At 34.6% G+C, this 13982-nt stretch carries 15 protein-coding genes and 1 other annotated feature; all 15 genes read right to left on the bottom strand.

Going from position 1 to position 13982, the window contains the following annotated elements; genetic code table 11:
- Positions 1-255: 255 nt before the first annotated feature.
- Positions 256-510: a hypothetical protein gene (locus tag B5D12_RS02275; protein ID WP_078755301.1), complete on the bottom strand. Its 255-nt coding sequence runs from the start codon at positions 508-510 to the stop codon at positions 256-258.
- A 627-nt stretch (positions 511-1137) separates the two neighbouring features.
- Complete coding sequence (locus tag B5D12_RS02270; protein WP_078755300.1) at positions 1138-2046, bottom strand: YitT family protein; 909 nt, start codon at positions 2044-2046, stop codon at positions 1138-1140.
- A gap of 5 nt (positions 2047-2051) precedes the next feature.
- Positions 2052-2495, bottom strand: a complete 444-nt coding sequence (locus B5D12_RS02265; protein WP_078755299.1) for a hypothetical protein — start codon at positions 2493-2495, stop codon at positions 2052-2054.
- 571 nt (positions 2496-3066) lie between these two features.
- Positions 3067-4572: a threonine synthase gene (gene thrC / locus B5D12_RS02260; protein ID WP_078755298.1), complete on the bottom strand. Its 1506-nt coding sequence runs from the start codon at positions 4570-4572 to the stop codon at positions 3067-3069.
- 167 nt (positions 4573-4739) lie between these two features.
- Positions 4740-5030 (bottom strand): 50S ribosomal protein L27, encoded by a 291-nt coding sequence (gene rpmA / locus B5D12_RS02255; RefSeq protein WP_066127071.1) that lies wholly within the window; start codon positions 5028-5030, stop codon positions 4740-4742.
- 13 nt (positions 5031-5043) lie between these two features.
- A complete protein-coding gene (locus B5D12_RS02250; protein ID WP_078755297.1) occupies positions 5044-5391 on the bottom strand; it encodes a ribosomal-processing cysteine protease Prp in 348 nt (115 codons plus the stop codon).
- Positions 5392-5393: 2 nt separating this feature from the next.
- Positions 5394-5702 carry a 50S ribosomal protein L21 gene (rplU, locus tag B5D12_RS02245; RefSeq protein ID WP_066127078.1) on the bottom strand — a complete coding sequence of 103 codons (309 nt, stop codon included), beginning with the start codon at positions 5700-5702 and terminating at the stop codon, positions 5394-5396.
- 33 nt (positions 5703-5735) lie between these two features.
- Positions 5736-5806 (bottom strand) — a sequence feature (ribosomal protein L21 leader region).
- 550 nt (positions 5807-6356) lie between these two features.
- Positions 6357-6899, bottom strand: a complete 543-nt coding sequence (mreD, locus tag B5D12_RS02240) for a rod shape-determining protein MreD (RefSeq protein WP_078755296.1) — start codon at positions 6897-6899, stop codon at positions 6357-6359.
- Positions 6889-7734 (bottom strand): rod shape-determining protein MreC, encoded by an 846-nt coding sequence (gene mreC, locus B5D12_RS02235; protein WP_071409140.1) that lies wholly within the window; start codon positions 7732-7734, stop codon positions 6889-6891. Before mreC ends, mreD begins: the two co-directional genes overlap by 11 nt.
- Before the next feature lie 31 nt (positions 7735-7765).
- The gene (gene mreB, locus B5D12_RS02230; RefSeq protein WP_078755295.1) at positions 7766-8788 is read right to left on the bottom strand and encodes a rod shape-determining protein; all 1023 of its coding nucleotides are present in this window, start codon (positions 8786-8788) and stop codon (positions 7766-7768) included.
- Positions 8789-8996: 208 nt separating this feature from the next.
- A complete protein-coding gene (locus tag B5D12_RS02225; protein WP_078755294.1) occupies positions 8997-9509 on the bottom strand; it encodes an adenine phosphoribosyltransferase in 513 nt (170 codons plus the stop codon).
- Positions 9509-11851: a single-stranded-DNA-specific exonuclease RecJ gene (recJ, locus tag B5D12_RS02220; protein ID WP_078755293.1), complete on the bottom strand. Its 2343-nt coding sequence runs from the start codon at positions 11849-11851 to the stop codon at positions 9509-9511. The genes B5D12_RS02225 and recJ overlap by 1 nt, the downstream gene beginning before the upstream one ends.
- Before the next feature lie 12 nt (positions 11852-11863).
- Positions 11864-12235, bottom strand: coding sequence for a lipopolysaccharide assembly protein LapA domain-containing protein (locus B5D12_RS02215; protein ID WP_071409144.1), 372 nt, complete (start codon positions 12233-12235; stop codon positions 11864-11866).
- 11 nt (positions 12236-12246) lie between these two features.
- A complete protein-coding gene (locus B5D12_RS02210) occupies positions 12247-13035 on the bottom strand; it encodes an SDR family NAD(P)-dependent oxidoreductase (RefSeq protein WP_159443833.1) in 789 nt (262 codons plus the stop codon).
- On the bottom strand, positions 13025-13978 hold the full coding sequence (gene rnz, locus B5D12_RS02205) for a ribonuclease Z (RefSeq protein ID WP_078755291.1): 954 nt from the start codon (positions 13976-13978) through the stop codon (positions 13025-13027). The genes B5D12_RS02210 and rnz overlap by 11 nt, the downstream gene beginning before the upstream one ends.
- Positions 13979-13982 lie beyond the last annotated feature (4 nt).

Raw genomic sequence — 13982 nt, 5'->3', positions numbered from 1 at the left:
AAAGTTGGGAGTGAACCAAAAGTAGATAATCAAATGATTTTCGCTTTGTCTGTCCACCCCCGCATAGTTGGGAGTGAACCAGAAGTAGAAAATGAATGATTTTCGCTTCGTCTGTTCACCCCCGCATAGTTGGGAGTGAACCAGAAGTAGAAAACGAATGATTTTCGCTTCGTCTGTCCACCCCCGCACAGTTGAGTAGGACTCAAACAAGTCGTTAAGACGCAGATTGAGACCACTCAACCACTGCGCTTTTAATTACCGAGTAATAAGTTGATTGAATTTACCAAGTTGAGGACCAATCTCTTTAAGACGCAGGTTGAGACCACTCAACCACTGCGCTTTTAATTTAATAACAATAACTTGATTGAGTTTACCAAATTTATCTTTAACCTCATTAAGACGCAGATTGAGACCACTCAACCACTGCGCTTCTAATTTAATAACAATAACTTGATTGAGTTTACCAAATTTATCTTTAACCTCATTAAGACGCAGATTGAGACCACTCAACCACTGCGCTATTAATTACCGAGTAGTAAGTTGATTGAATTTACCAAGTTGACGACCAATCTCTTTAACACGCAGATTGAGACCACTCAACCACTGCGCTATTAATTAACAAAAAATAAAAAGGAGTGGGCAAGAAGTAGAAAATCAAATGATTTTCGCTTCGTCTGCCCACCCCCGCACAGTTGAGTAGATTTCAAACAAGTCCTTATGACGCAGTTTGAGATCACTCAACCACTGCGCTTTGAATTAAATAGATATGCCTGAACAGAATTTAAAAAGTTTTTGCCCAACCTCATGTCTAGCGTCTCTTCTTCAAATTATATTGAAAGATTATTAATGATTAAAATATCGACAAAATAAACTATTTAGTACCGACTAAAAGTAATGATTCATTGATTATTTTTTTCTTGTAATACATCGCTATATTCTCGTCATTTAACTTTGGTTTAGATTCTGGTATCCGAGTATTTTGTTTAGTATTTTTTTATTGACTGATAATTTCTTTATACTAGAACAATTTTAAAAAGCTACTTAAATATTTTTCTTTCGCTCTCGCTATTATTTATAAAAAAACAAAAGGTACATTCAATAGCCATCAATAATCAGTCACAACACCAAAATTTTACTTTATCTTACTGGATGGGCTTTCATTAATTTTTGTTGCTCTTTAGTTAAAAATCGTCCTAATACTTTTGTTGATTGAATAATATTAACAAATGCTTTACTGTCAGATTCTAAAACTGCTAACTGTAATTCATGTAATTCATAGCGATTAATGACTACCATAATTAAGTCACGTTTATCGCCTGTATAACCTCCACGGGCTTCAATGACTGTTGAACCTCGAATTAAACGCGTTCTGATACTAGCGGTCACTGCAGCCGCATCATTGGTCACGATAAAGGCAGTTAGTCGTTGTTCTCCAGTATGAATCGCATCGATCATACGTGAAGTTACAAAAATCGTAATTAAAGTAAAGATAGCCGTTTCTAAATTATACAACAAACCAGAACCAATAATAATTATCGAATTAACTAATAACGTCATCATTCCAACATCCCAACCGAAAGTTTTCGATAAATAGAGCGATAATATATCGAACCCCCCACTTGACATCCCATACTTAATCGTAATACCTGTTCCTAAACCCGTTAAGACACCACCAATGACTGCATTAATGAGTGGATTTTGAGAAACGTATGTTAAGGGAAATAAATTGGTGGCCAATGAAGAAAAAAGAACGACTATTAAGGTCATAACAGTAAATTCTTTTCCTAGTTTTAAATAGGCTAAGATAATCAACGGAATATTTAAGATGAAATAAAGATTACCGGTGGTAAAGATAGCTGCTAACGCCGTTTCACGGGTAAAATAATTGATTATTTGCGCTAAACCAGGCGCTCCTGCGCTAAAGATATTGCCAGGAATTAGAAAAAATTTCATTGATAACCCAAAGATTAATGCGGATATAACAGCAATAAATATTTGAAAAAAGAAATTCGCCTCTGGATGTTCACTTAAATATTTATTTATCATTTAACTTACCCGATTTCGCTAGATTTACCTAATTTCTCAACTAAAGCAGGAATTAAACCTCGAGCAATACGTGCTCCATAGACTACCGTCTCATATAGTGGTGTGACATCTTCGCCAACACGAATAATATTTCTTAAGAAAATTTCACCATCCATTGCTAAATGTAAAGTATAATAACCGGTTTTCATTTCATTTAATTCATTGATTAAGTCTAAAGCTTCACCACGTTTATTGTAATCATTTAATAGATGAACATGGCGATAAATAATTTGACTATCGACATATGGATCTTCACTTTCTTGAATTATAATTTCGACCATTAATAACTTTGTTTCACTTGCCTTAAACTGCAAGCGATATAAATGGTGTCCATTTTCAATTTCTTTATAGTTAGCTGGTATTTTCTTCTCAGCTAAGATCTTGTCAAATGCTTCTTTAATTTTAGACATATAATCTTCCTCTCTGAATGTCATTTATAGGAAAGCTCCCACATTGATTAATTATACTATACATTGCTTTTAAACTAAAGTTAAAATAGGACGTTCTATTGAAGGTGTTAAGGGAGTGGGCAAGAAGTAGAAAATCAGTTGATTTTCGCTTCGTCTGCCTACCCCCGCACAGTTGGGAGTAGACCAGAAGTAGAAAATCGAATGATTTTCACTTCGTCGGCCTACCCCCGCACTGTTGAGTAGGCCTCAAACAAGTCGAAAGACGCAGTTTGAGACCACTCAACCACTGCGCTTTTAATTAAATAGATATGCCTGAACAGAATTTTAAAAGTTTTTGCCCAGCCTTAAACAAAAATAAATTGGTCACCCATTCAGTCTAATTTTGAATCCCTAAGGATTTTCTAATGAAAATTGATTATGCCACTTTAATTATAAACCGAATTAACCAAAGTCATCGACCTAAAAAAATTCATTTTAATTCATGACGTCATTGTATTGATCAAATTTACTGATATATACTTGATTTAAGTAAAAACGATATTGTTGTAACCATGAAATATTAACAACTATGTCAATATTTTATCAAAAATCGTAAAATAGTGTCTTTCATCTCTTCAATTTCCACGACTTCTTGATGTCGAATTGGCGCATCAAAAAGATTTTTAATGGCAGACGGCACTTCAATTTGACTGATTTCAGCCAACTTTTCAATTAATTGACGTCCAGATAATTGAGCAGTATTGACTTCCAATGCATGTAACACACTTTCTGGGAATTTATAAGGGCTGGCAGTGCCTGCAATGACTGTTACATTTTGTCGATCTTGTGATTGAGTTTCCTTTAGATATTGTTGATATACTGCATATGCGACAGCCGTATGTGGATCAAGAATATAATGATTGTCTTGATAAACCTCTTTAATGGTCGTAGCAGTTAAGAAATCATCTGCTTCATTAGCATAAAAATCAGTTAATTGTTCTTTAACCGTCTGAGTAATTTGATAGCTTCCTTTATTAATTAATTGTTCCATCCATTCTTTCGTTGGCTCATCCTGACGCTGATTCAATAAATAAATCAGTCTTTCAAGATTACTTGAAACAAGAATGTCCATTGATGGTGAACTTGTTAAATAGAAAGGACGTCTTCTATCATAGATACCCTCATTAAAGAAATCGACTAATACATTATTGCGATTAGACGCACAAATCAGTTTTTCAATTGGTACCCCAATCAATTTAGCAAAATAAGCCGCCAAAATGTTCCCAAAATTCCCCGTCGGCACCGAGACATTTATTTGATCACCTGATTTAATTGCACCATTTTTTAATAACTGAGCATAACTATATACATAATAAACTACCTGTGGCACTAATCGACCAATATTAATGGAATTGGCACTGGAAAGTAAAAAACCTTGTTTTTTAAGTTGTTTGTTTAATGCTTGATCATTAAATAATTCTTTTACTTTAGTTTGAGCGTCATCAAAGTTCCCATTAACTGCCACTACCTTAGTATTATTCCCCTCCTGTGTGACCATTTGGCGTTCTTGAATGTCACTAACGCCATCTTTAGGATAAAATACCACTATTCGTGTATTGGGTACCTCGCTAAAACCAGCTAGAGCTGCCTTTCCGGTGTCCCCAGAGGTAGCCGTTAGAATGACTATTTCTTCTTCTATCTTTAATTTTTTAGCAGCAGTGGTTAATAAATACGGTAAAATCGATAAAGCCATATCTTTAAAAGCAATCGTATTCCCATGAAATAATTCAAGAACCGATACTTGTTCATTAATAGCTTTTAAAGGGGCAATCAATTCATTATCAAATTTATCATCATAGGCACGATCCACACAATAAGCTATTTCATCTTCCGTAAAATCAGTAAAAAATGCTCCTAAAACTAATTTAGCGATTGTTTGATAAGAGGCATCTTTTAAGTGGTCCCAATCTAAGTCAATTGTTGGCATGGTCTCTGGAAAGTATAGTCCTCCATCATTAGCAATACCTTTTACAATGGCTTGGGCGGCCGTTAATTTATTCTGATTATTTCTTGTACTATTATATAAAATTTGTGTCATTACCATCCCTACTTTCTAAGAATAATCATACTAAATCCTCATCAAATTGTCACTTAATTCCGGTAAAATTAAGTAAAAAAAAAAGACATATTAGTTTTTTTAGACTAACATGCCCCTTTTCTGCCCATTCATTTTTGAAGAATGTCTAGAGCCTTTATATATATGGATTAAGCTTCTGCAGCAACTGGATAAACAGAAACTTGTTTATGTTTTTTACCTTTACGTTCAAAGCGTACAACACCTTCAACTAAAGCGTATAATGTATCATCGCCACCGCGACCTACATTGTTACCAGGATGGATTTTAGTACCGCGTTGACGGTATAGGATAGAACCACCAGTAACTGTTTCGCCGTCAGCTGCTTTAGCACCTAAACGTTTAGCAATAGAATCACGACCGTTTTGAGTAGAACCCCCACCCTTTTTAGTAGCGAATAATTGTAAATTTAATTTCAACATGAGACAGCACCTCCTATGGTATAAATTTTGAATTTTGAATTTTTACGAATTCAGGATAACTTTCAGCAATCACTTCTAAAGCAAACACTAAATGTGATAATAATAGTTGTGATTGTTCAGTTTGTTTTTTGGTCAATTCAGTTGGTAAAGTTATTTTTAAATAACCCCCATCAACTTCGTTCACTTCTGTTTGAACGGGTACTTGGATCAGTTGATGTAATGAATTTTCGACCGAAATCAGTTGACTTGAAACAGCTGCACAAACAATATCATAACCAGAATCAGCATAACCTGCATGTCCGGTTGTAATAATTTGTTGAATCAATTGTTTATCATCAACCATTACTTTTATCTTAATCATAATTAAGCGTTGATTGCGTCAATTGTTAATTTTGTATAAGGTTGACGATGACCTTGTTTACGATGTGAATCTTTACGACGTCTGTATCTGAAAGTTACAACTTTCTTTTCACGACCTTGTTTTTCAACAGTCGCTTCAACAGTTGCGCCTTCAACTAATGGAGTTCCTACTTTTGTAGTTTCGCCACCTACTAAGATTACTTCATCAAAAGTAACTTTATCGCCTGCTTCTACATCTAATTTTTCAACAAAGATTGATTGACCAACTTCAACTTTAATTTGTTTACCGCCAGTTTTAATAATTGCGTACATTAAAGCACCTCCTATATTATATTTACGGGTTTCCCCTACACTTAGACTCGCCATGTTAAGTGCCATCAGGTCTTAAAACTCAACTTGTGCGGTTGCAGATGTGGTGCTACACAAATACAACATAAGTATCATAACAAATATGGCCTTCAGTGTCAAAGTTTTTTTCGAAAAAGAAATGTAAATTATTCTGGTGTTGTTAAACTATATTACCCAAGGTGGCATTACCCTAACATTTACAGTTGCTTATTGTTTATATCATTCATCAAAAAGGGAGTGGGCAAGAAGTAGAAAATTAAATAATTTTCGCTTCATCTGCCTACCCCCGCACAGTTTGAGTAGGCCTCAAACAAGTCAAAAGACGCAGTTTGAGACCACTCAACCACTGCGAGTTTAATTATCGAGCACTAATCTGAGTGAATTGGTCAAGATTATTCTCAGCCTCATTAAGACGCCATTTGAGACCACTCAACCACTGCGCTTTGAATTAAATAGATATACCTGAACAGAATTTAAAAAGTTTTTGCCCAGCCTCCCAAGCCTTACCGATTTAGTGTAAAGGCAGATATTTTAAAAATTTCATTATAGGTCAATCTCTTGCTTACCATACTAATCAATCTTTACGCAATCACTAAATGGTTTTAGTCCAAAAATTAATTAAATAATTATGTAGTTTTCATATCCTAGCCAAGATAGTAACGCTTTAGAAGGAAAATACATTAAAAATGATAATACAATATTAAAAATTAAGGTTGGCCAAAGTTGAGTCGCTAAAAATTCAGTTAATGTGATAATAGTATAGCCTACTTCTCGATAAAAAACGAAAACGATAAATTCTGTAATAGTTATCGCAACAATAAATAACATCATATGTAAAATAGTATTTTTAGGAAAAAACTTTTTAGTCTTTAAGATTAAATAAGTCACTATAAAGTAAATTGAGGCATAAATACCCAAAATGGTTGTATTATAACTATCTGTTAAAAAGCCAAAAATTAAAGCATTAATCAGAATCGATTCATCACGAAAGTAAAAGGCAAAGAGTGTTAAAATATATAACGCCATATGCGAAACTATGGTCTGGTCATTTCCTAAAAAAGCAACCGGAAAGATTGCAGGTAAAGCTGAATCAATAATGATACTAAAAAATAAGAAAAAAGGTAAAAACCACTTTATTCTGCGATCACGATTAATTTTCACTTACATCACTCTGCCCTTCACGCATAATGACGGTCACAAATCGAATATCGGTCATTTCACCAGCCGGTACAATTTCAACCGTCTGGAATAAACCATAATCATCCATACGCACATTGGCCACTTCACCTATTAATAGCGTTCTCGGAATGATACCGCCCAATCCCGATGTAATAACCATATCTCCTTCTTTCACCTCTGCTTCAGGATCTACTTGAGTCATAATATAACGCTTCGTTTTGCGATCATAAGATGAAACAATTCCATTAGCTGAGCCGCTCTTAGATTGAATATTAGCTGATACCATACCAGCATTTGATTTTTCAGAGGTTAATAATAAGACTTTGGAACTATTAGCGTTGACTTCAATAATCCGTCCAACTAATCCATTACCTGCCATAACGGCCATATTTTCTTTAACACCTTGGCTTGAACCAACATCAATCGTTAAAGTTTCCATCCATTGATCAGGGTTACGAGCAATTACTGTAGCATTTTGAACCGTAAATCCTCCTAAACTTTCGTTTAGTTTTAATTCTTTACGCATTGCTTCATTTTCAGCCTCTAAGTCTGCCACTCGCACTTGTAATTCATATACTTGATCAATTTTAGACTTTAATTGTTGATTTTCTTCAAAAGTATTGATTACTTTATCAACAGAATTGACGAATTTGACAACGACATTGACCGGTTCAGAAAATACTCGACCCGTCCAAGATGCCGTATCATTTATCGCACTCGTGAAAATATTATTTGTTCCTTTGGTCATTGTATATGCAATTAATGACACCATCATAATCGTACTTAATAATATTCCGATTAATTTTTTATTATTCATCTACGATCCTCTTTCTGTACTCTTTTCAAGTTTAACGTCTATCACGTTCAGCTAATCGAGCTTGATTTTCCATTTCTTTGAGAAGTCTTCCCGCACCTACGACTACTGTATCCAATGGTACTTGTACTAAATGAACCGGAATACCAATCTCTCTTTGAATCCTTTCAGGTAAACGACGTAAAAGTGAACCACCACCGGTTATCACAATACCCGATTCCAATACATCCACCGCTAGTTCAGGTGGCGTTTCTTCTAAAACTTGTTTAATTGCAGTAACAATAGGATTAATCACTTCATCGATTGCTTCAGCAATGACATTCGCGCGTACAATTTTTTCTTCAGGTAGACCGGTCGCTATATTGCGTCCTTTAATCACTCGATGATCTTTTTCATCATCTTTGGTAAAATTCGCATTACCAATGGCTAATTTTATTTCTTCAGCTGTCTGCATGCCAATAACTAATTGGTAACGATCACGGACATAATCTAAAATAGCCTCGTTCATTTTATGACCACCATAGACAATGGCGTTGCCTTTAACGATTTCGCCATAAGAAATAACGGCAATATCCGTCGTGCCTCCACCAATATCAACTACCATTTTACCTCGTGGCTCATAGATAGCTAAATTGGCACCTAAAGCCGCAGCGAAGGGTTCATCCACTATCAAAGCTTTTCGTATTCCAATATCTTTTATCGCATCAATCACTGCGCGACGTTCTACTTTAGTAATGTTACTTGGAACACAAATAACAACATCTGGTCCTGTAAATGAGCGGTGTATCGCTTTTTTTATGAAATGGGCCAACATTTGCTTAGTTAAAGAAAAATTAGCAATGACGCCATCCTTCATAGGACGAATGATTTCATAATTATCCGAGGTCCGTCCGACTAATTGTTCAGCTTCTTTACCAAATGCTACTGCTTCTTTTGTATCTTTCTTAATTGCGACAATAGAAGGCTCACGTAAGGCTATCCCTTTATTTTCAATATAGATTAACGTATTCGCTGTTCCTAAATCAATGCCAAGACGTTGTTTGCCAAAAAAAGCCATTGTAACCCTCCATTCATCTACTTTGCCAACAAGGCTTCTAGCTCGTTACATTATAACAAAATTTTTCTATAAAAACTACTTGAATTCATTGTATAAAAGAAAATATCAAAAAAATTAAGAATTAAAAAGAGACTGAAATCCTTTCCTATTCTTAATGAGACATTGTATCTGATATAAGAATAGTGTTAAGTTTTCAGTCCCATAATGATTAAAAGTTCATTAATGTAATATAGTCATAACCTTTAATGTTTTCTTTACCATTTAATTCATCTAATTCAATTAAGAATGCACAGCCGGCTACAATACCACCTAATTTTTCAACTAAATCAATGGTTGCTTTAATAGTCCCACCTGTAGCTAATAAGTCATCGGTAATTAAAACACGTTGACCAGGTTTAATCGAGTCTTCATGAATCGTTAGTACATTTTTTCCATATTCTAGTGAGTAGTCTACTTCAATCACTTTACGAGGTAATTTACCCTTTTTACGAATCGGCACAAAGCCAATTTCAAGTGCGTAGGCTACTGGACAGCCTACAATAAATCCTCTTGCTTCTGGTCCAACCACGACATCCACTTCTAATTTTCTTGCATAATCAACGATTTGTTGGGTTGCATAAGCAAAGGCTTTACCATCTGCCATTAACGGTGTAATATCTCTAAAAATAATTCCTTCTGTAGGGTAATTATCTACACGCGCAATATACTCTTTTAAATCCATCAATTTTTCCTCAATTCATTAATATATTGTTTTATCTGTTCAATTGTTTGATAATTCAACAATTCTTCAGTTTTAAATGACTGCTCATACAGTTGGTACGCTTTTGATTCTACTAAATCCACTTTTACAGTTTTATCTACGGGTAACGGTACGGTCAATCCATCCTTCATTATAACAAACTTCACTTCAAAAAACACTTTAAAAATACATTTTAATTTAGTAACAGGTAAATTCATTTGTTGACTTAAAACTTGTATCGCCTTTGATATATCAAAACCTTTTTTTTGACCTAAAATCCAACGATAAACAGCAGCAAATTCTGCTCTTGAAGGCATTCCAGCTAACCATTTCGATTCTGTTAAATAAACACCTAAATCGACTAATTTGATATTAGAATTCAACATCAATCGATTAAATTGTTCAATATTTTTTGGGGCTTCTATTAATGCAATATGCGATAAATCTAAATTTAGTGCTTGATTATTCAGCCATTCATCATAACTAATCATTGTATTGGATGGATGAACTCGGTCTGCTAACCATTTTTTTAAATTAGGTTGCTGGTAAAAAAATACCGTGTTTCGATTTTTTAATAATGCATCATTAAATTTACTAGAACGAAAATCACGAATCATAATCCCTTTGACTTTAGCATCCAGTACTTGGATTTGTACTTGGCGATTCCCTTGCCATTCATTTATATCTAAATAACCGATTAATGAGAAAGTTTCATCTAAGTTAATTGGACTAAATAAATTCGCTTTGGAAAAACCTATCCCTTCAATACTAGTATCATCTTTATAAATCGAAAATTTGATATGTTGATGTTGATTACCTATGACTCTTTTTTGTTGTAGTTCCACATCATAAAAAGCAAATACTGGTTTAGGATTATCCATACCAAAAGGCGCTAATAATTGACATTCTTTAACAAACTCCTCAGTCGCTATTGTTAAAGGGAGTGCCATATCAACGTTTAAAGTTTTAGGTTGTTCGAAAACAGCTTGATAATTGGCCATTGTAGACAGCATGGCTGTTTTAAAATTTTCCCATTCATTTTCTAAAACAGTTAAGCCTGCTGCTTGGCTATGTCCTCCGAATTGAGCTAAATAAGTTTTATTTTCAGTTAAACAGTCAAATAAATTAATCCCTTCAATTGACCGACCACTTCCACGAAAACGTTGTTCAGCTTGTTGATATTCAAACATGATTGTTGGACGATGATAGCGTTCAGTAATCTTACTCGCAACAATTCCTAAAACGCCTGCTGGCCAATTAGGCGCAGCCGCGATAATAATCGGTGGTAAAGTAGCATAGTGTTCGATTTGTTCCATGACTTGTTGGGTGATGTCATTAACAATCGCTTGTCTTTTTTTATTTTGTTCGTTCACTTTTTGAAGTAAGTGATCAGCTTCAATATCATCGATTGTTTTTAGTAATTCTAGTGCAGGAGTTGGATCGCCTAAACGCCCCACCGCATTGAGTCTAGGTCCCACTACAAATCCAATCGTATCAGCATTAATTTTTCTTAAATCAACTGATTCTTCCACTAACATTTTTTCAAGACCAATCCGCAAGGTCTCACTCATTAGTTTTAAGCCACTCTTTACAATCGTTCGATTCTCATCCGTTAGAGAAACCAAGTCAGCGACTGTCCCAATTGCCGCTAATTCTATACTATTAATCGGCAACTCTCCTAATAGAGCATGCGCCAATTTTAATGCTACACCTGCACCACTTAATTCGCCAAAAGGATAGTGACCTTCGGGATGACGTGGATGAATAATGGCATAAGCAGAGGGTAACGTTTCTTGTAGTTCATGGTGATCCGAAACAATCACATCGACCCCTTGACTCTGTGCATATTCAATTGCTTCAAAACCAGCCACTCCATTATCACAAGTTAAAATGACACGTACGCCTTCTTCAATAAAATGTTGATACCGCTCGATATTTGGACCATAGCCATCGATTAAACGATTGGGTAAATAATAGGTAAAATTTGCCCCTAATTCTTCTAATGCTTCTATTAAAATTAACGTACTTGTGATACCGTCTGCATCATAATCACCATAAATTAAAATTAATTCACCTGCTGCAATTGCTTGATGTAATCGTTCAATCGCACGCTCCATTTGATAAAATAAAAACGGATCATGATAAAGTTGTGGTTCTGGATTTGTCGCTTCTAATATCTTATCCACTGAATCCAGCCCACGATTAATACATAGACGAAGAAAAGCGGGAGAAAAATCTAATCCCGCTGCCTTCATTGTATCTAATTGTTCATCAATTTTCCCGTCTGTTACCGGTATTTGCCAATGATTTTCAATTAAATTCATTTTAACTCTCCATTATTCAGAAAACTTAGTGTCCTCTACTTGTAAAGTATTATTATTTTTTACTTTTAAATCATTAATTTGACTACGTAAATGAGAAATTTCTTTGTCTTTTGCTGCTAATTCTCTTAAATTCGTTTCTTTTAAAGTATTTAATTCTTTTACTGTAGCATTTTTAGATTTTTTCTGTCCTGAAATAGCTGAAAATGAAGTAATTAAACCGACAATGACTCCCACTAATAAACTTAATAAGATAACTAATACAAGCGGAACAGTAAATTTAGCAAAAAACAAGTCAATTGGAACAGTACTTGTATTTTGTAAAGCAAAAATCACCACTAAAATTAAGATAATGATCGAAACAATAAGTTTCCATTGATTTTTCATAATTTTCACTCCTATTTTAAATTAAAGATATTAAAGGCTAAGTAATCTCCTATATAAGGAAATATCTGATATAAATTGGCAGCTAAAGACATCGAAAAAGGTAAATTAATTTCGCGTGTATATGACTTTTGGGTCGCAACTTTAATCATTTTATCCGCTACTAATTCTGGTGTGATTGTAAATCTTTTGACCTTATCGTAATAATCTCTTAAATTTTTATCATAACTAAAAAATGGTGTCGCTACCGGTCCTGGATTAACAGTTGTGACAAAAACATTGGCTTGTTTAAGTTCTAAGCGCAAGGCATTCGCATAGCCAATAACCGCAAATTTAGTGCTAGAATAGACACTGGAATTGGGTGTGGCCATTTTGCCTGCCATCGAACTCACAAAGAAAATGTGGCCGCTTTGTTGTTGTACCATTAATTGAGATATTAAAGTAGTCAAATATATCATACCAAAAGTATTCACTTTAAACATCTCGTTAACTTCTTCATAACTAAATTCATTCGCTAGTTTAAATGTACCATAACCTGCACAATTTATTAAGTAATCTACCCTTTGATATTTACTTTTTATTTTTTGATAAGCATATTCTAATTGGATTTTATCACTGACATCGCATTTTACAACCAAGCTATCCGTATGATATTGGTGATATAACTGATGAGCTAAATTTTCTAAAGCTGATACATTACGCGCTATTAAAACTAATTGCGCACCTTGTTTTGCAGCTTTTATCGCGACCGCTTTACCAATCCCGCTGGAAGCACCCGTTATGACCATCACTTTATTGTTCATCTGGCATCTCCTTATGATTGCCCACTTCAACCTCAGTAAAATCATAGACAATTTGCGCTTGAGGAAAAACAGTTTTAGCCTGCTTTTCTAATTTCTTAGCATCAGCCCCTAGATAACGAGCACTAATATGATTCATTAACAGTTTCTTTACTTGTGCCTCTTTTGCGACTTTTGCTGCTTGTAAATTCGTTGAGTGAAAATGAGCATAAGCTAAATCCTTTTCTTGATCGACATAAGTCGCTTCATGAATTAAGACATCCGCACCTTTTGCCAAAGTCACTAAATTAGCACATGGACGCGTATCACCTAAAATGGTCACAATTCGCCCTTTCTTTTCTTCGCCAAGAAAATCATTCCCATTTAAAATGGTTCCATCGGCAAGAGTTACAGTTTCGCCTCGTTTTAATTGCCCAAAAATAGGTCCATTAGGAATATTATAGGGCGCTAAACGATCGATGAGTAATTCTCCTTGTGAATCCGGTTCAACTATTCGAAATCCAAAACTAATCACACCATGATTTAAAGGTAAATAATCGATTTTCCAACCATTAGCAAACTTTAATTGTCCGCCTTCATTGTTTAATTCCACGAATTTAATTGGATAAGACAATTTGGATTTAGAAAAACGCAAAGCATTTTGAACGAATTGGCGAATACCTTGCGGACCATATATCGTTAAGGGATCATTGCCTCCCCCTTGAAAGGAACGACTACTTAAAAAACCCGGAAGACCAAAAATATGATCACCATGCATATGAGTAATAAAAATATTGGTTATTTTTCTTGGTTTAATACTAGTTTTTAATATTTGATGTTGAGTGGCTTCCCCACAATCAAATAACCATATTTCATTGATTTCGTCTAATAATTTTAATACTAATGAACTAACATTACGAGCTTTGGCTGGTACACCTGAACCCGTACCTAAAAATTGTATCTTCATCTAA

Origin of the sequence: Globicatella sulfidifaciens DSM 15739, from assembly GCF_900167405.1 — a bacterium.
GTDB classification, from domain to species: Bacteria; Bacillota; Bacilli; order Lactobacillales; family Aerococcaceae; genus Globicatella; species Globicatella sulfidifaciens.
The sequence above is the reverse complement of the archived record's forward strand: the minus strand, read 5'-3'. Positions and strand labels throughout refer to the sequence as shown.